The sequence below is a fragment of the Bartonella sp. AP9QHHD genome, assembly GCF_042195625.1.
Lineage (GTDB): Bacteria > Pseudomonadota > Alphaproteobacteria > Rhizobiales > Rhizobiaceae > Bartonella.
This window is the reverse complement of record NZ_JBHIOP010000060.1, coordinates 17,554-40,919: the sequence shown is the minus strand read 5'-3', so window position 1 is coordinate 40,919 and position 23,366 is coordinate 17,554. Positions and strand designations below refer to the sequence as shown.

Annotated in this window: 15 protein-coding genes and 1 pseudogene; 10 read left to right on the top strand and 6 right to left on the bottom strand. The window is 38.9% G+C overall.

All coding sequences use genetic code 11. The features are described from left to right. Positions 1 to 1,211: 1,211 nt before the first annotated feature. Positions 1,212 to 5,921, bottom strand: coding sequence for an NAD-glutamate dehydrogenase (locus ACFIK4_RS04670; RefSeq protein ID WP_375675177.1), 4,710 nt, complete (start codon positions 5,919 to 5,921; stop codon positions 1,212 to 1,214). 266 nt (positions 5,922 to 6,187) lie between these two features. On the opposite strand from ACFIK4_RS04670, the gene ACFIK4_RS04665 reads away from it, so the two are divergent. From ACFIK4_RS04665 to rpsP, 4 genes are all read left to right on the top strand, one after another. Further along, positions 6,188 to 6,844 (top strand): carbonic anhydrase, encoded by a 657-nt coding sequence (locus ACFIK4_RS04665; protein WP_375612226.1) that lies wholly within the window; start codon positions 6,188 to 6,190, stop codon positions 6,842 to 6,844. 230 nt (positions 6,845 to 7,074) lie between these two features. Next, positions 7,075 to 8,643, top strand: coding sequence for a signal recognition particle protein (gene ffh, locus ACFIK4_RS04660; protein ID WP_375638445.1), 1,569 nt, complete (start codon positions 7,075 to 7,077; stop codon positions 8,641 to 8,643). Between the two features lie 24 nt (positions 8,644 to 8,667). Next, a complete protein-coding gene (locus ACFIK4_RS04655) occupies positions 8,668 to 8,997 on the top strand; it encodes a chorismate mutase (protein ID WP_375638439.1) in 330 nt (109 codons plus the stop codon). Between the two features lie 16 nt (positions 8,998 to 9,013). Beyond that, on the top strand, positions 9,014 to 9,388 hold the full coding sequence (rpsP, locus tag ACFIK4_RS04650) for a 30S ribosomal protein S16 (protein WP_273787601.1): 375 nt from the start codon (positions 9,014 to 9,016) through the stop codon (positions 9,386 to 9,388). 135 nt (positions 9,389 to 9,523) lie between these two features. Here the strand turns inward: rpsP and ACFIK4_RS04645 are convergent, their stop codons facing one another. Then, positions 9,524 to 9,739 (bottom strand): DUF1674 domain-containing protein, encoded by a 216-nt coding sequence (locus ACFIK4_RS04645; protein ID WP_273790074.1) that lies wholly within the window; start codon positions 9,737 to 9,739, stop codon positions 9,524 to 9,526. 83 nt (positions 9,740 to 9,822) lie between these two features. Here ACFIK4_RS04645 and htpX point away from each other — a divergent pair, with 83 nt between their 5' ends. The 3 genes from htpX to ACFIK4_RS04630 all read left to right on the top strand — a co-directional run bounded on the left by htpX (position 9,823) and on the right by ACFIK4_RS04630 (position 14,091). Next, positions 9,823 to 10,869, top strand: a complete 1,047-nt coding sequence (htpX, locus tag ACFIK4_RS04640) for a zinc metalloprotease HtpX (RefSeq protein WP_375638440.1) — start codon at positions 9,823 to 9,825, stop codon at positions 10,867 to 10,869. Positions 10,870 to 10,916: 47 nt separating this feature from the next. After that, complete coding sequence (locus ACFIK4_RS04635; protein WP_375612722.1) at positions 10,917 to 12,281, top strand: RsmB/NOP family class I SAM-dependent RNA methyltransferase; 1,365 nt, start codon at positions 10,917 to 10,919, stop codon at positions 12,279 to 12,281. A 64-nt stretch (positions 12,282 to 12,345) separates the two neighbouring features. Continuing rightward, positions 12,346 to 14,091 carry a heparinase II/III family protein gene (locus ACFIK4_RS04630; RefSeq protein WP_375668528.1) on the top strand — a complete coding sequence of 582 codons (1,746 nt, stop codon included), beginning with the start codon at positions 12,346 to 12,348 and terminating at the stop codon, positions 14,089 to 14,091. 925 nt (positions 14,092 to 15,016) lie between these two features. Here ACFIK4_RS04630 and ACFIK4_RS04625 read toward each other — a convergent pair. The 3 genes from ACFIK4_RS04625 to ACFIK4_RS04615 form a co-directional block, all read right to left on the bottom strand. Then, positions 15,017 to 15,169 carry a DUF1127 domain-containing protein gene (locus ACFIK4_RS04625; RefSeq protein WP_375612232.1) on the bottom strand — a complete coding sequence of 51 codons (153 nt, stop codon included), beginning with the start codon at positions 15,167 to 15,169 and terminating at the stop codon, positions 15,017 to 15,019. Between the two features lie 364 nt (positions 15,170 to 15,533). Next, a complete protein-coding gene (gene purH, locus ACFIK4_RS04620; protein WP_375638442.1) occupies positions 15,534 to 17,153 on the bottom strand; it encodes a bifunctional phosphoribosylaminoimidazolecarboxamide formyltransferase/IMP cyclohydrolase in 1,620 nt (539 codons plus the stop codon). A gap of 747 nt (positions 17,154 to 17,900) precedes the next feature. Continuing rightward, the gene (locus tag ACFIK4_RS04615) at positions 17,901 to 18,683 is read right to left on the bottom strand and encodes an SURF1 family protein (RefSeq protein WP_375675172.1); all 783 of its coding nucleotides are present in this window, start codon (positions 18,681 to 18,683) and stop codon (positions 17,901 to 17,903) included. Between the two features lie 296 nt (positions 18,684 to 18,979). Between ACFIK4_RS04615 and rpmB the strand changes: the two genes are divergently transcribed. The 3 genes and pseudogenes from rpmB to ACFIK4_RS04600 form a co-directional block, all read left to right on the top strand. Beyond that, positions 18,980 to 19,297 carry a 50S ribosomal protein L28 gene (rpmB, locus tag ACFIK4_RS04610; RefSeq protein ID WP_375612235.1) on the top strand — a complete coding sequence of 106 codons (318 nt, stop codon included), beginning with the start codon at positions 18,980 to 18,982 and terminating at the stop codon, positions 19,295 to 19,297. 119 nt (positions 19,298 to 19,416) lie between these two features. Further along, the gene (locus tag ACFIK4_RS04605; RefSeq protein WP_375612236.1) at positions 19,417 to 20,100 is read left to right on the top strand and encodes a VUT family protein; all 684 of its coding nucleotides are present in this window, start codon (positions 19,417 to 19,419) and stop codon (positions 20,098 to 20,100) included. A 1,162-nt stretch (positions 20,101 to 21,262) separates the two neighbouring features. Next, positions 21,263 to 21,409: pseudogene (locus ACFIK4_RS04600) on the top strand (HaeIII family restriction endonuclease); the annotation flags it as partial. A 48-nt stretch (positions 21,410 to 21,457) separates the two neighbouring features. On the opposite strand, the gene cobT reads toward ACFIK4_RS04600, so the two are convergent. Beyond that, positions 21,458 to 23,353, bottom strand: coding sequence for a cobaltochelatase subunit CobT (cobT, locus tag ACFIK4_RS04595; protein WP_375628610.1), 1,896 nt, complete (start codon positions 23,351 to 23,353; stop codon positions 21,458 to 21,460). Between the last annotated feature and the right edge of the window lie 13 nt (positions 23,354 to 23,366).

Here is a 23,366-nt window from a genome sequence, read left to right as displayed (position 1 = left end):
AAATGCGTATTTAATGGTAAAAAAATAGCTATAAAAATAAAAAATTATCACCTACTCCTAACTCGTCCAACCTCTTTTCACTTAGTACAAAATCTTATGTCAAACTACATATAGCAACAGTGTTTCTATGGAAAAAGTGGCATTTTAAAGTATGCTGAATTGCCTTTTTATACAGGTGGTGTGGTACTTGTTAGGAACCTTTTTCTTTATATATGGAATGAGCATATTGCATATATCTGTTTGGGTGTAACCTCTTAAAACAAGTAAATAGCCTAGTTGGAGGAAGATATGAAGTTGTAAAGGGGAAAATCAACATCCATCTTTACTGTCATTTTTTATTCGATTTTACGCATTTCAAAAGCAGTTACAGTTATATCTTTTAAATAATGGATTAAGCTTATCCTTTTATTTCTGATATTTTTTAATGAAGCTATATGTCTTCCACGTAAAACAGAATATATTTGTATTGCATATTTACGCATTTGTTAAAAAAATATTTCTCAGTGCTTCCTATTTCACGATGTCGCCTGTGAATGGTATAAGGATAAAGCCATTAAGCACCATCATCTTTTCGGTTACGGAGTAACAAGCTAGGGGAAAACATCATCATATTATATTTGCTTATATTTGCTAATTCTCAATCTTACTGCAGCTTTTGGCACTTGAGGCGGTTTATGAGGGGCATTTTTAGTCCTTTCTTTACTGTTTTTATCTATTCGGCTTTCCCATTTGCAATATGCAAGGGGAAATGGGGTTAATTAATTGAATATAAATAGATTTTAAATGAGACAAATTTAGAATATCGGATTATCATAAAAATGATAAAATTATGATTGTAAATCAATATATTATATTTTTATGATGAAGGATATTTGACAGTAAAATTTGAATTTATTTTTTATTTTGAGTGCTCTGTCTAAAAATGCGGGATAGGGTTTCCGTTCTTCCCTTGTTGATTAGTCATGGATGGATAGAACGGAGCAAAAGCTTAGCTGTTTTGTACTGCTTTTAAGTCTGAAAGTTTATGTTTTTAGGGTGAGAAATCAATCCTGTTGTTTTTTTGAAATTGTTGCAAACAATTCTATTGTGATAAATAGCGAGATTTTTATTTTTGGTGTTATGTCTAAAATGCAAACTTCTGCTCTGTCTTAGTTGGTTTGTTGTGGTGGTGGGATAGAACGGGAGATTGAGAGGGTCGTTTTGTATTTTCTTTAGGTTTGAAAGCCAATATTTTGAAGTTGAGAAATCAATCCTGCTGCAAAAGTAAAACGAGAAATATTGAGATCATTTTCAATAAGGGCGCTAATGCGGTTTGTAATGTTGTGAATATGATCTTCTTCTGTTTTTTTCCAAGTGTCAAAAGGATCTTTTTTCTTTCCATAATTTTTGAGGATTTTCATAACGATTTGCCGAAAGTTTTCAGAAACATTTTCTTTGGCTTGGCTTAAAGCCATACTATCATAATAATCTACTACAGGAATTATACGACTTGCTTCGTTAATGCGGTTTATACGAATGATTTGCGCAAGTGAAAAGTAGATCTCTGCGGTTTTAATAAGATCACTGTTGCTTTGTTTTGCAATCAAAGAAATATCACAGATTGTTGAAGCAGCTTCCAAGAGAGCTAATTGTTTCGCTAATGCTTTTGGTGCTCCCTCTTCGCTGTAGTGTAATGCTTTTTCTTCAATCTTTTGCTTAATATCGTTGCCGTGAGAATGCATAAGCTCTTTTTCAATAACGCTACGGGCTTGTTTTATTGTTTTTACAATTTCTTCTAATGGACGTGAGAGATCTATGTTGTGCAAACCCCAATTGGTTGTTTCAAAGAGCATTGGGGTCATTGTTGCGTAGAATTTATTTTGGACAAGACCGGGTATTTTATTATCAAGCTTATCAATTTGCTCAGACAATTGAGGAATTTCGAAACCATCGCGGATGGCAATGAAAACGCGAATAATATTTTCAGTCTTTTGTTCTGTTGCATCATGTAGTCTATTAACAAAAGTGGGGCCTCCACGATTTACAATATCGTTGGCAATCAGCGTTGCGATAATATTACGACGCAATTGATGGTTAATAACTTCCTTCTTAAAATTTTCTTGAATTTGGGTTGGAAAATAGTTCAGCAAGGCTGTATTGAAATAGTGATCATCAACAATGGGGCTATTAGCAATTTCTTCTTTTAAGGTCAATTTAGCATAGGCAAAAATAACGGCGAGTTCTGGACGGAGAAGACCTTTGCCTTGGGTTGTTCTTTGTCGTAAAATTTGCTCATCAGGGAGTATTTCAACTCTGCGATCTAGAAGCTTTTTTTGTTCCAAATCGTGCATAAAGCGTATTTGATAGGGCAAATCAGCAGTGCTCTGGTTTTCCGCCAAAGAAAGCGCAAGAGGTTGTAGATAATTGTTGCGTAAGACGAGTTGCTCGACTTGAGGCGTCATTTTTTTCAAGAGCTTATTGCGTTCTTCGCGAGTTAACGTTTTGGCACGTAGTGCTGATGCAAGAACAATTTTGAGATTGACCTCAATATCAGAACAATTCACACCAGCAGAATTGTCAATGGCATCCGTATTGCATCGACCACCATTTAAGACATATTCAATCCGTCCACGTTGTGTAACACCAAGATTAGCTCCTTCACCAATAATTTTTGCACGCACTTGTTCTCCGGTAATGCGTATTGCATCATTTGCGCGATCACCTACTTGGGTATCATTTTCTGTTGCAGCACGGATATAAGTACCAATGCCACCGAACCATAAAAGATCAACAGGGGCTTTGAGAAGAGCAGAGATAATTTCAAAGGGTGTTCCTGTTTGTTTTTCGAAACCAATGGCTTGTGCTGCTTCAGGTGAGAGGGTAATGGTTTTTTCTTTTCGTGAGAAGATACCACCGCCCTTTGATAATTTGGTTTTATCGTAATCCTGCCAGCTTGAGCGAGGTAGTCTGAAGAGACGCGTACGCTCTGCATAGCTTTCATCTATGTTCGGATCTGGATCAATAAAGATATCGCGGTGATCAAAAGCGGCAATCAATTTTGTTTGTTTGGAAAGCAGCATTCCATTGCCAAAGACATCACCAGACATATCGCCAACACCGACACAGGTGAAGGGCGTTGTTTGAATATCGTGATTAAATGACTCTCTAAAATGTCTTTTGACGGCTTCCCATGCACCTTTAGCTGTAATACCAATGTCTTTGTGGTCGTAACCTGCTGAACCTCCAGAGGCAAAAGCATCATCAAGCCAAAAGTGGTTTGCTTGGCTGATGGCGTTGGCTGTATCAGAAAAAGTTGCTGTTCCTTTGTCCGCTGCAACAACAAAATAGGGATCAGGGTTATCATGACAGATGACATTGTGGGGAGAACTTATTTTGCCGTTAATCAGATTGTCTGTAATGGAGAGCAAAGCTGTTATAAAGTCTGTATAAGCTTGTCGTGCTGCTTCTATGATGACAGCACGGTCATTTGTTTGGGGAAGCCGATGGGGATAGAATCCACCTTTTGCACCTGCAGGAACGATAACCGCATTTTTAACTTGTTGGGCTTTGACTAAGCTAAGCACTTCGGTGCGGTAATCTAATGCACGGTCAGACCAACGAATGCCGCCACGAGCGATAGGTCCAAAACGCAAATGGACCCCTTCAACTTCTGGTCCATAAACAAAAATTTCTCGGTAAGGGCGCGGTTCAGGCAAACCTTCAATCTGGCGTGGATTTAATTTGGTGGCTAAAATACGCCGTGGACTTCCATCAGGAAGAGTCGTAAAGGCATTCGTTCGTAAACTCGCCTCGATAAGGTTACAATAACGGCGTAAAATGAGATCATCGTCTAAACCAGAGACTTTCCGTAATTTTTCTTCAATGCGCTTTTGAATAACTTGTTGGTTTTTTTTTCGTTCTTTTTCTGTATGGCTTTGATGAAATTTTAAATGAAATAAAGCATAAAGATCTTGGGTAATGTCAGGATAAGCATTTAAAGTTTGGGCAACGCGATCTTGCGAATAAGGAATTCCAGCTTGTTGGAGATAGCGCCCATAATGGCGCAAAATAACAATTTCATGCCAATCAAGCTCAGCTGTTTGGGTGAGAGCATTAAAGCCGTCATTATCAGCATTTTGTGCCCAAATGGCTTCAAAGGTTTCGGCGTGTTTTTGACCGTCTTTTTCAAAATTGATACAGCGTTGGAAAGTACTTTCTAGCTGCATATCATGAAGATACACAGAGCGCCCATTGCCATCTGGTAATTCAAGGGTTTGTTCAGCAATAACGCGAAACCCCATATTTTCAAGGAGTGGTACACGTTTGGAAAGGGCAAGTGCTTCATGGCGGTGAAAAAGCCGAAGAGAAATGCACTGTTTTTCTTTGTTTTGTGCGTGATAAAAGATCACGAAAAGGGGCTTTTCATCATGAAGACTTAGAATATGTCCGGCATCGTTAATAGCGTCTTCAGCTGAAAATAAATCACGATAGCTGTTGGGGAATTCACTGGCTAGACGTGTTTGTTGCTCTGTTATTTTCTTGTTAAGAGCGATGGCTTGAACCCTGTCTTCCCAACTTCGTGCAATCGAACGTACATGTTGTTCAAGTGTGGAGCGCTCATGAAGGGGAACAGTTTCGTTTCCTTTGCGATGGATGATATAATAGACACGTATAAGGGGGCTTTCCAAAAATAGCGGATAAGATTCAAAAAAGTCACCTTTATAAAGCTCAACAAAATGTTCGCCAACTTTTTCACGCAGGCTGCTGCTATATTGGTCACGCGGTACGTAGACAAGGATAGAAACAAAGCGTCCAAAAGAATCAGTGTGGGCAAGAACTCGTAAACGTGGGCGCTCATCTAATTGTAGAATAAGCTTAGTGTTTTCTGTCAATGTATCAACATCAGAGCGAAACATTTCATCTCTTGGATAGGTTTCTAAAGCACTGATGAGTGCTTTACCTGAATAATCGGCGTGATTGTGTCCAAGACGTTGAATAATAGTTCGGGCTTTTTCTTTTAAGAAAGGAATTTGCAAAATAGAACGTGTATAAGCTGAGGAGGTAAAAAGCCCTACAATGCGTAATTCTCCACAGAGTTGGTTTTCTTTATCAAAGATTTTAAGACCAATATAATCGAGCCAAACAGAACGGTGAATTTTGGAGCGGCTGTTCGCTTTTGTCACGATAAACAGATTATCGCTTTCCATGAAGGATAAAACTTCTTGAGGAGGTTCTTTCATGCTTTTATCGTCAACAATATGAATAGAAGCATCCGTGAGTATACCAAGCTCAATATTACTCGCTGTAAAGGATTTTAGGGGTTTTTGGTCTTTGATGAAGTTGTAAGTGCGCATACCAAGGAAAATGAAATTATCATCCATTAGCCAGTGAAGAAATTCAATAGCTTTTTCGCCTTCTTGTTTGTAGTGTGGGGGAAGACTTATTTGGTAGGCATGAATCTGCTTTTCAACTTCTTCAAGCATAGGTTTCCAGTCTTGTACAGCAGCATTAACCTGTTCAAGAACTAAGGTGAGTTCATTTTCAAGTTTTTGTATTTGCTGTTTGTTTAATGACTCGATGTGAATTTGCATCAGACTGATGCGTTTTCCAGAAGCACAATCAATAATGGGGTGTGCAATCAAATAGATATGGTTTTTGTGTTGATTAAAAACATTTAAAATAGAATCGAGAAGGAAGGGTTTGTTATCATTGACAAGCGTGATAACGGTTATAGGTCTGTTACTACGGGTTAAATTTTGCTCAAAGCAGATGGTATTTTTTCCCGTCTGATGGAGATTAAAAGCTTTTACCGCGATGGCTGTGGCTTTTTGAAGTTCTTCATTTTCGTAATAAGCAATATCTTCTTTATCGGTTTGGGCAAAAAGGATTTGTTCTATTTTATCTTGGGTGTTTTTTGTCTCTGTTTTTTTTTGTTGCAACACATTCACTCTCCCTTTTTGCTCTTAAGGGGTCTTTATTAAAAGCAGACCATTATATTTTTTATATACTGTAACACCTTCTTTCTAAAGAAAATAGCTCTTTATTTGGAAAGAATGAGTTTGTTTTTGCTATTTTTTAGTAATATTTTGTACTTTAAAGAAATATTTTGCTTCAAGGAAAGGGCACTTTTAGTATTTTTGTATGTTAATAGTTTGTTTTTTTAAATATACAAAATAAAAGTAAAAAAATAAGCAAAAGTAAAGAGAGAATGGCGCATTTACCAGAAAGACTTTTAAGTGGTTACCAAAACTTTATAAACAATCATTTTTTATATAAAATAGCAGATTATCAGCAATTGGCGATTGAGGGGCAGAAACCTGAAGTTTTGGTCATTGCTTGTTGTGATTCGCGTGCAGTACCAGAAATGATTTTTGATGCTAAGCCAGGGGAAATTTTCACCCTGCGCAACGTGGCCAATGTGGTTCCTCCTTTTTCTCCTGATGACCAATATCACGCAACATCAGCAGCTCTTGAATATGCTGTGCAATTGCTTGAGGTGAGACATATTGTCGTTTTTGGTCATGCCCATTGTGGAGGCATTCGTACTGCTCTTAATGAGACATATAAATCTTTATTATCAAATGATTTTATCGGTCAATGGATAAGTCTCTTAGCACCAGCAGCAGAAATCGTTTTGAATAATAAGTCGTTGTCTTGGCCAGAAAAACAGACGGCATTAGAGCAGCTTTCTATTCGCCATTCGTTGAGAAATTTAGAGACGTTTCCGTGGATAAAGCTTCGCAAAGATCAAGGTTTTTTGACATTGCATGGGGTTTGGTTTGATATCTCTAGCGGAAAATTATGGAGCATGGAACAGGAAACAGGTTGTTTTATGCGTGTTGAAGTTGAAAGTTTTGAAGTATAGTATTTGTTGTTTTTATTTCTTCGTATAAAAAGATATTTTATGATAAAACTTGACAAAGCTGGGGTTTTATTGTTTGAAGGAGCAAGCTTTCAGTGACAAAATTAACTTGGAGCCACCGACTGAGACCCCAGTTTAAGGGTATAAAGAGATCTCAGAGGTCAACATCCGACGGCGCGATGCGTTCTCGGATGCTATTTTGGTTTGTTTGTTATGCAACAATGAGGTAAATGATGTTTGAATCCTTGCAAGAGCGACTTGGTTCTATCCTGTCTCATTTGACGGGACGTGGCGCTTTATCGGATCAGGATGTTGTAGAGGCGCTGCGTGAAATTCGTCGCGCTTTATTGGAAGCTGATGTTGCTCTTGATGTTGTGCGCTCTTTTACCGATAGAGTTCGGGAAAAAGCTGTTGGGGCCGAAATCGTTAAATCAATTAAACCAGGCCAAATGGTGGTTAAAATTGTTCATGATGAATTGGTTCATATTCTTGGAAATGAAAGCGTTCTGAGTGATTTAAATGCACCAGCTCCAGTTGTTATCATGATGACTGGTTTGCAAGGTTCTGGAAAAACAACTACAACAGCAAAGCTTGCAAAACGTTTTACTGATAAGCACAATAAAAAAGTTCTCATGGCGTCATTAGATACACGCCGTCCCGCTGCACAGGAGCAATTGCGCCAATTGGGAGAACAGGCAAAACTTGCAAGCTTGCCTATTATTGCGGGTCAGCTGCCTGTTGATATTGCATCACGTGCCGTACAGGCTGCTAAATTGGGTGGTTATGACGTGCTTCTTCTTGACACAGCAGGACGTAATCATATTGATGAAGCTTTGATGCTCGAATTGGCTGAAATTAAAGCATGTTCCCTTCCTCATGAGATTATGTTGGTGGCTGATAGTTTGACGGGGCAAGATGCCGTTCATCTTGCTCGTTCTTTTGATGAGCGTGTAGGGATTACGGGGATTATTTTAACACGGATGGATAGTGATGGGCGTGGTGGCGCTGCTCTTTCTATGCGTGCTGTTACAGGTAAACCAATTAAAGCAATTGGAACTGGTGAAAAAATAGATGCTTTAGAAGAATTTCATCCCAGTCGTATTGCTGATCGTATTCTCGGAATGGGGGATATTGTTTCTTTGGTTGAAAAAGCTGCTGAAACAATGGATCACGAGAAAGCTGCTGCTTTTGCAAAAAAAATGCAAGCTGGAAAATTTGATCTGAATGATCTTGCAGAACAGTTGCAGAAAATGAAAAAACTGGGTGGAATGGGCGGTATTATGGGCATGTTGCCAGGAATGGGGAAGGTCAAAGAGCAGATTGCGGCTGCGGGGTTTGATGATCGTTTGTTTGATCGTCAATTGGCCATTATTTCATCTATGACACCCAAAGAGCGGGCGAATCCAGAGCTTTTAAAACATAGCCGCAAACAACGAATTGCTAAGGGGTCTGGTACGACAGCGGCTGATATTAATAAACTTTTGAAGATGTATCGCCAAATGGCTGATATGATGAAAGCCATGGGTGGTAAAGGAAAAAGTGGTTTTATGGGAAAAATGTTGGGAGGCCTTGGTTCCAAAATGGGTTTGGGTGGTATGGGAAACTTGGGAGGGGATTCTCCAGCTATGCCGGATTTGTCGGGATTGGATCCAAAGCAATTCTCAATGCTTCAAAAGCAAATTGAAAATGGTAATGGAGGGAAGCTCTTGCCCGGACTTCCTAAGCGTGGACCTACATTTCCTGGTCTTTCCAATGGCATTGTCGATGGGGGAAATTTTCCTCAGCATCCTAAGAAAAAATAAGATGTAAAGAGGGAAAGGAATATAATGCAGGAAACAGTATTAAACGAATTGGCACATTTACGAGCATCCATTGATAATTTTGATGCAACCTTGATTCATATCTTAGCAGAGCGGTTTCGTTGTACGAAAGCTGTTGGGCGCTTAAAAGCGCGTTATGATTTGCCTAAAGTAGATCCTCTGCGTGAGCAATATCAGGTAGCGCGTTTGCGGCAATTGGCTATGGATAGTGATCTTGATCCTGATTTTGCTGAAAGATTTTTAAAATTTATTATTAAAGAAGTTGTGAGTCATCATGAAGTTATTGCTGAAGAGCAAAAAATAAAAAAAGTCAATTTAAACGAAAGCCAGAGCTGACAATAGGAGATAAAATATGGCATTGAAAATTCGTTTGTCCCGTGGAGGTTCAAAAAAACGTCCTTACTATCATATCGTCGTTGCAGATGTTCGTAGTCCGCGCGATGGGCGGTTTCTTGAACGTGTTGGTGCATGGGATCCAATGTTGCCTAAAGATGGACCGAGGGTGAAACTTAATGAAGAACGTATCCAATATTGGCTTGGGCAAGGGGCTCAACCAACAGATCGCGTTTTACGGTTTTTAGATGCAGCTGGCTTGAAAAAGCGTCCAACTCGTAATAATCCACATAAAGGTGAACCGGGTAAAAAAGCACAAGAACGTATAGCAGCAGCAAAGCAAGCAGCAGAAGAAGCAGCGGCAGCGGCTGAAGCAGAATCTGCTTCAGCATAAGAAGCATGGTTGTTTAATCAATGTGTTTTAAAAGCTTTAGAAAAATAAATATTATCCGTTTTTGTCTATCAAAAACGGATTTTCATTAAAAAGCTGCTTGTTTAAATTGCGCCGTTTTTTTTTAAATCAATGGTTTTAAAAATCAATGGCGCGGCCTTTAATTTCCCAGTCTCCATAGCGGGAAGGGTCTTTGCCGCCGCGTCCGCCGTTTTCTAAAGGTTGTTCCTTTTTTGCTGCGCGTTTTCGTCTTTCTTCAGCTTCTTTAAGGGCGCGTTGTGCTGCGGGAGAAAGAGATTGCTGTTTAACGACAGTTGCATTTTTTTTGCTTGTTTTCTCATCTTTTTTATTCATTTTACACCTATTCCATTGAAGAAGCAGAAAGAAAACACCATCATATAGTATTGATTGACTTTTATCATGGAGTTTTTTGAGTAATGAATATAATGCGTACAGCTATGCTTTTGGCTTTTTTAACTGCTCTCTTTATGGGAGTTGGTTATCTTGTTGGAGGGGGCGGTGGCATGGTCATTGCTCTTTTGATGGCAAGTGGTTTAAACTTTTTTTCTTATTGGAATTCAGATAAAATCGTTTTACGCATGTACGGGGCGCGTGAAGTTGATCAGCATTCAGCACCAGTTTATTATAAGATTGTAAGCGATTTAGCTAAAAAAGCTTCTCTTCCTCAACCAAAGGTTTATGTTATTGAGAATGCACAGCCAAATGCTTTTGCGACGGGACGTAATCCGCAAAATGCAGCTGTTGCTGCAAGTACTGGGTTGTTAGAGCGGTTAAGCGCTGAGGAAATTGCCGGCGTTATGGCGCATGAGCTCGCACATATTGAGCATCGTGATACGTTAACAATGACTCTAACCGCAACGATTGCAGGGGCAATTTCGATGCTTGGTAATTTTGCTTTCTTTATGGGAGGACAGCGTAATTCTTCAGAAGATTCTCATGGCGCTGGGGCAATTGGAGGATTTATTGCATTGCTCGTGGCGCCTTTTGCAGCGATGCTGGTGCAAATGGCGATTAGCCGTACACGGGAATATGCTGCGGATCGTAGAGGGGCTGAAATATGTGGTAATCCTTTATGGTTGGCTTCGGCATTGCGTAAGATTGCTGATGGAGGACGTGGGGTATATAATGAAGAAGCAGAGCATAATCCAGCAACCGCGCATCTGTTTATTATTAATCCTTTGAGCGGTGAGGGAGCGGATAGTCTTTTTTCGACACATCCAGCAACTGCAAATCGTATCGCTGCTCTTTATCAGCAAGCAGAAGAGATGAAAGGGGCTCTTGCCAAAAGTGTGGGATGGAATAAAGAAGACGCTATACATGAAAAAAGCAGCGGGATGAACTATGGAGATTTTCATAGTGGTCAGGCTCATGCATTAGGTGAGCAAGAAAACAGTTCTTTTCAGCGTGTTACAAAACGTCCTTCTTGGCTTCGTTATGAAAATTCAAAAAGATCTCGTTCATAGAATTATTGAGAGAGCTCTTGAGAAAACTGTGATATAAAGGTGGTGTTTTGAAACACAAAAAAGCGGGGCATGTGTCTGAAAAAAATGTTCCAGGATTAGCTGTTCGACAGGTGTGTGTGCGTCTTTTGGGGGCGGTAGTTGATAAGTACACGCCTCTGTCTGGTTTGACGGATAATGAACACGGACATCCACAATATTTGAAGCTTTCACAACGAGATCGTTTGTTATGTCGGGCTATTTTAACAGCTTCATTGCGTCATCGAGGGCAGATTATGGCGGCTCTCTCACGCTTTTTGGCGCGTCCTTTGCCTTCACAAGCACTTTCACTTCAGCATCTTTTGCATATCAGTGTTGCACAAATTCTTTATCTTGATATTCCCGATCATGCGGCTATTGATTTAGCTGTGCGTGTGGCGAAACTTGATCCTCGAATGCGCCGTTTTTCAGGGGTGGTGAATGCTCTTTTGCGCAATGTTGCACGTGAGGCAGAGCCTTTACGCCAACAAGTTCCTACCATTGAAGGTGTGCCAGCGTGGTTTGGACAGCTTTTAATATCAGCTTATGGAACAGAAAAGGTACATCAGATTATCGCAATTCAAAGTGTGGAACCTCCTTTCGATTTGACAGTGAAATCTGATAGTGGTGGATGGGCTGAAAGGCTTGGCGGTGTGGTATTGCCCAATGGTTCTGTTCGATTGAAGCGTCTGGAGTGTTCTGTTTCTGATTTACCAGGCTATCGTGAAGGGTCTTGGTGGGTCCAAGATTTTGCAGCAGCTTTGCCTGCTTGTTTACTTGGGAGTATTGAGGGTAAACGCGTTGCTGATCTTTGTGCGAGCCCTGGAGGAAAAACAGCACAATTGGCTTTGCAAGGGGCTGAGGTGACTGCAATTGAGCTTTCTGCTAACCGCATAAAGCGTTTAAAAGAAAATATGGAACGGCTTCATTTTTCAGTTCATATTTGGCAGGGCGATGTGAAAAATTTCCATTCAACACAGCTTTTTGATGCGGTTCTTCTTGATGCTCCTTGTTCTTCTACAGGAACAATCCGTCGTCATCCAGATATTTTATGGACGAAATCGAGGGAAGATATCGTCAAGTTAGCGGCGTTGCAATATGATTTGCTTGTCGCAGCAATTTCTTTGGTGAAGGAGGGGGGGCGGATTGTTTTTTCCAATTGTTCATTGGCAAGAGAAGAAGGTGAAGATCTTATTGAGAAAATTTTATCGATACGCAATGACATTGTTTTAGACCCTATTTATCCAGAGGAAATGGGAGCACTGGAACATTTGCTTTGTGGGGGGATGTTACGGACAACGCCTGCGGATTTTTGTCATAAAAATTTTGATGCTGAGAAAACCGTATTTTTAGGAATGGATGGTTTTTTCGCTGCGCGCTTACGAAAAATTGCTTAATTAACGCTTCATTTACAAAAATGGTCGAAATTGTATTTGATTCAGCATAAATGGAGATGAAATTTTGGCGGTTGCGGTAAAAGCTCCTCAGGTAAAAGTGGCAGCCTGTATCGATACGATACAGAATGTTATGCGGCGTTTATGGGTTGGACCATTGTTTCGTTGGCGATTTTCAGGGTTTCGTCCTCATAAAATTTTAGCGCATCCCATGGATTTGCATGTAGCTGATCCGATGATGGCGCATGAATTTTATCATGGTCGTTTTGCTTTTGCTGGTCACATTGTTCATTCTGGTGCTGTTTCGCCGTTTTCATTGGTTCCACCAACGCTAGAATGGGAAGCGGCTCTACATGATTTTCATTGGTTGCGCCATATGGAGGCAGCAGGAAGTGATTTAGCTTCTGCACATGCACGCTCTCTTTTAGAAGACTGGTTTGACCATGCTGGTAAGAAGGTAAAAGGGCTTGCTTGGAGTGATCCTGTTGTGGCGCGGCGCTTGATTTCATGGATTTGTCATTCGAAAATGTTGTTAGAAGGGGCAAGTGAACGGTTTGAAAAACGCTTTTTACGTGCACTTGGTTTGCAATTTCGTTATTTGCGCGTAACAGTTTGTAGTATGGAGCACAATGATCAACGTTTACAAGCAGCAGTGGCTTTGACATTCGCATCTCTTGCTTTGCCTGTTTCAGCGGCAGTGAAAAAAAAGGTACAAACCACACTTATAGAGGAGCTTTCCCGTCAAATCCTAGTTGATGGTGGGCATATTTCCCGTAGTCCTGTTATTTTGCTGAATTTGTTATCGGATTTATTGTCGTTACGGCATCTTTTTATGCGTAGCAATGAAACAGCACCCCGTATTTTGATTGATTCTGTTGAGCGTATGTTGCCAGCTTTACGATTCTTTATCCATGAGGATCAAACGTTGGCCCATTTTAATGGGGTTGGTCCCCTTGTATCGGAACGGTTATCATCACTTTTGGAGCTTGATGAAACAGGAGGTCATCCTTTTAGTTATGCCCGTTATTCAGGATTTCAGCGCTTAAAAGCCAATCAAACAACAGTGCTTGCAGATACAGGAAAGTTTCCACCTCGCTCTGTAGCACAGCAGGCTTGTTCGGGGTGTTTGTCTTTTGAAATGTCTTCACAAGGGCACCGTTTTATTATCAATGCCGGTGTTAATCCTGATGGGCGGGAAGAGTATCGACATTTAGGGCGTGTTACTGCAGCACATTCAACAGCTACGCTTAATGATTGTTCAGTGGGTGCTTTTTATCATAAAAAGAAAAATGGCGCGCCATTTTTGTTTGATGGACCAACAGATGTTCAAGTGTGCCGTATAGAGGATTCAGAGAAGACAGGTTTTATTGCGAGTCATAATGGTTATGTGCGACCCTTTAATCTTATTCATGAGCGTGGTCTTATTTTGGCGACAAATGGAGATACGATCGAAGGTTTTGATCGCTTTTTTATGCCAAATAAAGGGAGAAAGAGACACAAGAGTGTGCAAAATGAACAAAATTATGTTGCTGTTCGGTTTCATCTTCATCCACAAGTTGAAGTTAACTATGATGGCAAACGTGTGTGTTTAGCCGTAAAGAACGAGAACGTGAAGAGTGAACAAATATGGTATTTTATATCGCCTGACGCAGATATTTGTCTTGAAGATTCGATTGATTTTGCAGAATTAACAGGTCCACAACGGACACAACAGATTGTTTTATATTTTCGTCCTGCATTTCAGGAAAAAGTTCGTTGGCGTTTTATCCGTAAAGCGTTTAATAAAAAATTAGAACATTGTTCCAACCCATAGTATATTGCGTTTTATTTTGCGTGTCGCAAAACATTATTGTTTATTGTGGTAATATTCTCAAAATTTGAAGATCATATCAATTTTATACATGAAGAGTTTTGTTAGAGTATGGGTTGGATGTTTTTAGGCAAGGTTTGCTCATAGAATCTCATGAGGTGATGCTAAAAGGGATTGGCTCCAGAAAAAAGGTTTTTTGAAAGACCATTGTTGACAGATGAGTACTAGTTAAGGATTTTGATCCTTTAAAGATATGGAGAGAAAATTAAGCCGTTGCTTATCTTCTATAAGTTTTTAAGTGTGCTGTTGGGATCAATATTTCTCTCTGAGAGAGTTGCATTAATAGGATTACGCTCTTCACGAAAAACAGAGCGCTATTGTATTGTATATTCACGGACTTATTTTAAAGAAAAATCCCTTAATGCTTCCAAGCCTATTTTGCGACGATGCCCGTGATGGGTATAACGGTAAATCCATTAAGCACCCCCCATCTTTATGCTTATGAAGGAGCAGTTCGGCACTATCACACTATTTATCAGTGCCCAATGTTTGTAACAGTTCTTGGCACTAGAGATGGTTCATAAGAGGCATTTTTAGCCTTTTCTTAATAGCTTTTATCCATACAGCTCTCCCCGCTTGTAACGTGCAGGCGAATGGTTTTTGTTGATTCAACATACACAGATTTGAAATGAGAGAATCTTACGGTATTCGGGGTTCTAATTTAAATGAATAACGCTAAATTATTATTACAAATCAAATGTTGTACATCACAGAAGCATTGAAAATTCGAGAAACAATACATAACAATGGCCGAGAAAAATAACTCTTCTGCTCTTTGTTATTATACTAAAAATGAAGTTATAATAACAAACCACAAAATGCGCGCTTTTTCATAGCAAAGCATTCTCTCAAATATCTCAAACAACTTTCATAAAGATCTACGCGAATAACGTCGTGCAATTGAATCAATATCACCTCGACAAATTCCAAGATCGTTGAGTTCATATGTTGAAAGACGACTTAACGCATTAACGGTTCGACGATAACGGCGCCAATTACTATAAAAACGTAGAATATTCATATCCCCTACTCAAACTTTTCATTACACTCTTTAGTTTAAGAATAGAGTATATTACTAAAAAGAGTTGTGTTATAATATCATAGCAGGTATGCATCTACATACAAGATAATGTCCCTTTAACATTTTCCTCATGCGAAAGGGTAACCATTAAAAATATCAACAAGAACATCTTATCCCTAACCAATGGCTAAATTATGTGCATTGGCTAAATTATGTGCATTTTCTGCGGTGATAAACTTCTTCACGTGTAGCTTCTTTGGATTGAATAACTGCTTCCATTTCAACAGTTATCAATAGTCATACGATAATTATGAAAAATTCCTTGAAACATTTGTCTCATACGAAAAGAAAAGCAGCAAAATTATTAATGGCGGAAGTGACGTGTTCCTGTAAAAACCATCGCTAACCCCTGTGCATCAGCAGCGGCGATAACTTCTTCATCACGCATGGAGCCTCCTGGTTGAATAACTGCTGTTGCTCCTGCTTCAGCTGCTGCTAATAAACCATCAGCAAAAGGAAAAAATGCATCTGATGCAACAACAGATCCTTTTGTGAGAGTTTCTGTTAAGCCTGCTCTTTGCGCACTTTCTGCTGCTTTACTTGCAGCAATTTTTGCTGAATCGATGCGGCTCATTTGTCCGGCTCCAATTCCAACTGTTGCGCTATTTTTCGCGTACACAATAGCATTTGATTTAACGTGCTTTGCTACACGAAAAGCAAATTGAAGATCACGCATTTCATCTTGAGTTGGTGCCCGCTTTGTCACTACTTGCAATTTAAGATCATCGACTACCACGTTATCACGTGATTGTACTAAAATGCCTCCTGCAAGTGTTTTCGCAAGAAGTCCTCCACAGCGTGGATCAGGAACTCCACCTGTAATGAGCAAACGAAGATTTTTTTTCTTGGCAATAATTTCACGTGCCGCCATTGTGGCATCAGGAGCAATAATCACTTCTGTGAAAATTTTAACAATTTCTTCAGCACATTCCTCATCAAGGGTTTGATTTAAAGCAACAATTCCACCAAATGCCGATACATTATCACACATAAGAGCTTTCAAATAAGCGTCTTTCAAATTTTCTCCTTCCGCAACACCACAAGGATTGGCATGTTTAATAAGAGCGACAGCAGCGGTTTTTTGCGGATCAAATTCTGCCACAAGTTCAAAGGCTGCATCTGTATCATTCAGATTGTTATAAGAAAGCGCTTTGCCTTGTAAAAGTTTTGCTGTTGCAATACCAAAACGTTTTTCATTATTGCGATAAAATGCTGCCTGTTGATGTGGATTTTCCCCATAGCGCATAACACTTTCAAGATGACCGGAAAAACTCTGCCATGATGGAGTTTCAATTTTTAAATCCCGTGCAAACCACGATGCTATTGCCGTATCATAGGCAGCGGTGTGTGCATAAGCGCGCATTGCTAGCTGATGACGCATAGATAAGCTTAAACATCCATTATGCTGCTTTAATTCAGCTAGAATCGAATCATAATCTTTTATCGCTGTTACAACACCGGTATAAGCATAATTTTTTGCCGCAGCGCGAATCATCGCCGGTCCACCGATATCAATATTTTCAAGAGTCGTTTGCCCATCAGCTCCCGAAAGGATCGTCTCTTCAAAAGGGTAAAGATTCACCACTAAAAGATCAATTCCATGAATGCTGTTCTTTTCCATAGCTTCCCTATGGTTAGGATCTTCTCTTACCCCTAACAAAGCACCATGAATCAAAGGATGGAGTGTTTTTACACGCCCATCCATTATTTCAGGAAATCCGGTAACTTCAGCAACATCTTTTACGGGTAAACCAGCTGCTATGAGGGTTTTTGCTGTTCCTCCTGTTGAAATTAATTCAACATTGTAAGTAGCATGAAGGGCTTGTGCAAAAGCAACCACACCCGTTTTATCAGACACAGAAAAGAGAACACGACGAACCCGATGAAGATCAGGTATGGGAAAATTTTTGGCAACAACACCCATAACAGAAGCCTTAAAAATGAAAGAGTTAAAATTCTAGTAAAACACGCTTATACGTTTATAGCATAAGCCTTTAGCAAAATACACTGAAAGGATAAACTGTCTTTTTAGAATATAGGATGATTCACCTTTTTCTATTATCCTGTAAAAACCTCTCATTTGAGGTGTGGTGATAGGTATAAAAGTCTCATTGAGACATTAAATATTTTTTTGTTGCTTATAACTCAATATCTCATCTTCATAGCAGTTTTGAAACAAAAAATGCATCCGTATGTTCTCTGCTATATTAGCCTTTATACTAGATGAAGGCGAAAGTATTGCGTATATAAAAGGCGAAAGTATTGCGTATATAAATTGGAGTAATCTCTGAAATGGGAAATAATCTAATGAAGCAAGAATATAAAATTATAAAGGCAAAAATGAGTGCTCATCTTTCCTATCATTTTTAAATTTAACTTTATATTTTTCAAAAGCGTTTATGACAATGTTTTTTAAGAGTGAATTTTTTATAGAGTGGAGATAATGCATTGCTTCACATTTTTGGGCATTACATTTTTAATGAATAAACCCTCGTTTTATGATGATTTTTTAAAGAGTGTCGCGTAAATCTTTTGTGGATGGTATAAAGTTCATTGTATGCCTGTGATCTTTAATTTAACAAAGGCGCAAGTTGGTAGATTTTATTCTCTTTATCAGTTTTCAAGATTCTAAAAATTTTTGTTACTTGAGATGGAAGAGGTATTTTTTTTTTTAGTTTTTTTGCCGTAGCAGAAAAAGAAAACCTCCTAATACACCAGCAGCTAAAATAAACCACGTGATTGCATAAACGAGATGATTATTTCGAAAATGGATAATCGTAAGACCAACGACGGGAAGTTTTGCTTGTGGAGATGTTTTTCTGGCATCAATGAAATAAGGGGCAACAGTGGACAAACCAAGTTTTTGTGCCATAGCGGGGAGATCGCGCGTATACCATAAATTTTTGTCAGGATTATTTTTACGCGGGAAAAATCCATTTTTTTCACTCATGCGTAATAAACCTATAATCGTTGTTTGTTCTGTGTCCGTGGTAGAATTTTGCTGAGATAAGGCATTTGTATGCGATTGCTCTGTGTTTTGAAAATTGTTACGTTCATCCATGGGGATAAAGCCACGGTTGATAAAGATCAGTATATTATCAGCAGTTTGTAAGGGAGTCAAAACCCAATAGCCTGTAGTATTTTGAGCGGCAGCCGTGACTAAAATATTTTTATCTGTTAAAAATTTTCCTGTGATAATAACAGGTTGATATTCATATTTTTCAAAAGTAACATCTGACCATTGATTTTTTGGAGGGGCTTTTATGGGGGGTAAATGAATGCGCTGATTGGTACTGGTGATAAGATTTGTTTTCCAGTTTAACCGTTGTACTTGCCATATACCTAATGCGCTGAAGAGAAGAAAAAAACAAACACATAAAGTTCCAAACAAAAAAGAAGAAAAACGGTTAGGATTTTCTTGAAGCTTTGTCATGGGGGACTCTTGTTTACTCATGATTTATATTTCCTTTCAGGACAATAAGCTTTCATTCTAACATGGTGTATATTAAAAGAAACATTTTGTACGCTTTTTGGCAGAATTTGCACGCCTTATTGAGGAAAAAGATGAAAAATGAGCCAACAAGAGATGAAAAAGGTTTTATAAAAGACTTGACCTTTTGTTGTCGACCCCCTATTAGAAAGAAACTTCCCAATGATGCCCGTTCAAGGTTGCATTGCGCGTGTTTTGCGTTCATTGTGTCTTTTGGGTATGGGGATTTGAAAGTTTCTTAGAGTTTAAGGGTGAAGTTTATGTCTCGTGCATGTGAATTGACAGGGAAGACGGTTCTGTATGGTAATAATGTTAGCCATGCGAATAATAAGACTCGGCGTCGTTTTTTACCAAATCTTTGCAATGTGACATTGATTTCAGAGGTGTTACAGCAAAGTTATCGCTTGCGTATTTCAGCAAATGCATTGCGTTCTGTTGAGCACCGCGGTGGTCTTGATGGTTTTTTGATTAAAGCAGACGATAAAGAGTTGTCGCAACGTGCGCGTTTGCTAAAACGCCAAATCATTAAGAAAAAAGCTGAGCAAGAAGGTGAGCAAAAGGCTGAACAGGCAGCATAATTGTTAGCGCCATTCTTTTTGGTTTATTAATGCTTTGATTTCGGTTTTCTGTTCTAGAAGTTAAGTTTTTTGCAGGTTGATCGTTTCATTTTATTGGTTCCATATCCCAGGTTAAAAAAATGTCTTCAAGCGGTCTTTTATTAGAACAGCAAAAGAAAAGGTATGTTGTTTTTTCTATTTTTGCAATGTGCCTTGCTGTCACGGCTTCTAATATTTTAGTTCAATATCCTGTCTATTGGTTTGATTTGAATGAGCTGTTGACTTACGGGGCTTTTACCTATCCATTTGCTTTTCTAATCAATGATTTGACCAATCGTTTTTATGGTCCATCTGCTGCGCGGCGTGTGGTTTATGCTGGTTTTTTTACGGGTGTCTTTGTTTCTTGGATATTGGCGACACCACGGCTTGCACTTGCTTCTAGTTTTGCATTTTTATTTGGGCAACTCCTTGATATTGTGGTTTTTACTCCTTTGCGACGTAAAACATGGTGGAAAGCACCTTTAGCAGCAGCGTTGGTTGGTTCAGCTTTGGATACAGTGCTGTTTTTTGCTCTTGCTTTTTCTAGCTCGTTTGCTGTTTTTGATAAGATAACAGGGTATGCAGATAGTTCACTGGTGGAGAGTACTGTTTTGGGAGGGATAGGCATGCCAGTTTGGCTATCGCTTGCTTTTGGTGATTTTTCGGTAAAAATTATTATGAGTCTGTTGATGTTGATTCCTTATGGGACAATTCTTAACATCGTAAAGCTTCCTCTTTATCAATGTCATTCAAAAGATGATTCCTCTTTTGTTTGTCACAAATAAGGATTTTTGTCTTTTTGTTTTCCTGAAGCCAAGAAAATTGTACGCTATGCTTGGTGTGACACGTTAGTTATAATGGATACTTTATCATTTACCAACTTAAGTAAGAACTCCAACACAAAACGCTTTTTTATTTCAAAATTCTCTTGTGAGGAAAAGATAAAGTCATTTGTTTGAGAAGGGGCTAAATATGCTTTTACAAATGATTCAATGTGACAGAAATTGCAACTGATGTTTATTAATAGATTGATTTAAAATGATAACTTATATTTTTCATTTGAGTGAAAGAGCCCAATATCATAAAATTTTACGCGTTTTAAATATTCTTATATTGAGTTAATAAAAATCATTTGCTTGCCTATGTTATAAGAGGAATTGGCGTGCGGACAACGTCATTTGAGAAAGAAATACTTCTTATGAAGAGCTTTAATGCAATAAAAGTGCAATATTAGGCGCTGAAAGTATATTGATTTATCTTAAAAACATTGGAAACTTGAAAGTAGGATTCTGCTTTTGGCTTGTAGCTTGTAAAGTAAAGGATGATTCTGGATTTTGCATTATGCCATATATGGGCGCTGTTGTGAAATAAGCTTGGAAGCAAGGAAGAATGTAGGAGTGCGGATAAGATATATAATGGTGTGTTCTTTTTCGTGAATGAAGTAATATTTTTTTTCGTGTTTTTCTTATATTTTATGTGAGTAAAGATTTTTTCTTTTATCCATGAGATGGGAGCTTATGTTGATAGATCACCCGTGGTGAGTACTGTTTTGGGAAGGTTAGGGGACAGGTTGGCTTTCGCTTGCTTTAGCAATTTTTGCCGAAAAATTGCTATGAATCCATTTATGCCGATTCTTTTATAAAGAAATTCTTAGTGTTTAAAATATCCTCTTTTTTTTCGTATAATAAATACAACTTTTATCTTTTTGTATTACTGAAGGTGAAAGTTTAGGTATTATATTTTCTGTGAGAGCAGCATTTTAGAGCTATGTCTAGTGGAGATATTTTTCTATATACGTGTATTTCAATATAATGAAATAACACAAGATCGAGACAAAAATGGGTGATTATTCAGTCTTTGAATTTGAATGGTACTCTGGGATATGGTCGTAAATGGAAAGTTCTAAGCAAAACTTTATCAGTCGCAATATAACCAGAAAGTAAAAACAAACTCATTACAATTTTTGAAGATGGTTGGAGCATTTCTTTTAGAGCTCATAATGCATCCAGTAAAGTAGAAGCTTCTTTAAAATTCGATATTCAATTTGTGGGATTATCTTCTCAGGTTGTTAGCCATCAAATTCCAATGGTTTAATGATAGAAATAATTTTTTAAATGTAATCGTTGCTGATTCAAGGCAGGTTTATTTCTTATGAATATGAGTTCTTTTATCACTAAAAAGTATTTCTAATTGTTTTGTTATGGCGTCGGCAAGTTCTTCAGCATTCATAATTGTTACAGCACGTTGGTAATAACGTGTGACGTCATGACCAATTCCAATGGCAATGAGTTCAATAGGGGAGTGTGTTTGGATTTCTTGAATCACTGCGCGTAAGTGTTTTTCTAAATAATTGCTGGAGTTGACCGATAGTGTCGAATCGTCAACAGGAGCGCCATCAGAAATGACCATGAGGATACGACGTTGTTCACGCCGTGATAAAAGGCGTTGATGAGCCCAAATTAAAGCTTCTCCGTCGATATTTTCTTTTAATAATCCTTCTTGCATCATTAAACCTAAATTGCGTCGTGCGCGACGCCATGGGGTATCAGCACTTTTATAGATGATATGGCATAAATCATTGAGGCGTCCAGGATTATGGAGTTTGTTTTGGGTAAGCCATTGTTCGCGCGATTTTCCCCCTTTCCAAGTTTTGGTGGTAAAACCTAAAATTTCAACTTTGACACCACAACGTTCAAGAGTTTGTGCCAAAATATCAGCACAACTTGCAGCAACGCTAATGGGGCGTCCGCGCATTGAGCCAGAATTATCAATGAGGAGTGAAACAACTGTGTCCCGAAATTGGGTGTTGCTTTCCATTTTAAAAGAAAGGGGTTGCATGGGGTCAATAATTAGACGTGGAAGCCGTGTTGTATCAAGATATCCTTCTTCAAGGTCAAAGTTCCAGTTGCGATTTTGTTGCGCCATCAAGCGGCGCTGGAGACGGTTTGCTAAACGTCCAACGATGTTTTGCAGATGATTGATTTGCTTATCAAGATAACGGCGTAAGTGATCTAACTCGTTTTCAGAACAAAAATCTGTTGCTTCCAAAATTTCATCAAATTGACGGGTGAAGATTTTATAATTGCCAAGTCTTTGCATTTGTTCCGAATCAGAAAAAAGGTGTTTGGGTTTGCTCGGCTTTTCTTGCCAAGGTCCATTTTTTTGCTCGCCGTCAGCTTGATCATTGTTGTTTGATTGTGTCGCTTGTGTTTTTCCATCATCTTGCACATCACTTTCTTGTTCAGTGCTGGTTTGTTCTTCACTTTGAGCGTGTTTTTTGTTTTTACTCTCTTCTTCTCTTTGGTCTTGAGGTTCACACGCATTTTTTAATTTTTTATTGTTTTCACTGTTAGAAGCTTCAGCTTGTTGCACTGTCATTTTGAGTGTAACAAGCATTTGGCGAACAATCTGTGCAAAAGCTTGTTGGTTGTAAATATGATGTGGGAGTTCATTGAGTTGTGATGCTGCTTTTTGTTCGAGTTCTTTACGCCACAATTCTAAGACAGAACCCGCTTCTCTTGGAGCTGCGCGCTTTGTTATTTTTTCACGCAATAAAAGTGCAATCGCTTCTTGGATGGGGGCTTCACTTTGGTTGCTAATTTTATGATAATGGGCTCTTTTGTATTTATCGGCGAGCATGACATCAAGATTTTTTGCAAGTCCCTCCATGGCTAAAGTACCAATTGCTTCAACACGTGTTTGTTCGAGGGCATCAAAGACAGCACGTGCTTCTGATTCTAGTGGAGAAAATTGCATGTGAATGCGGTTGTCATGCCATGCTTTGCGCAGAGCCATGGAATCACCTAGTCCGCGGGTAATAGTGATGTCTTTATTCGTTGCGTATTGAGGTAATTCTGGTAAACGCGCGCAACTTTCGCTTAAAGATGGTCGGTTATGACTAAAGGAAACTTCAAGGTTGTTTGTGCCTGCAATCGCACGCATACAGGTGGAAAGTGCTTTTTTAAAAGCTTCAGCATTAAGAGTGTTGTTGGAAGAATCTTTTGCCGGATTTTTGTTGTCGCCAATATCGGTAGCCATGAGTGACAGATTC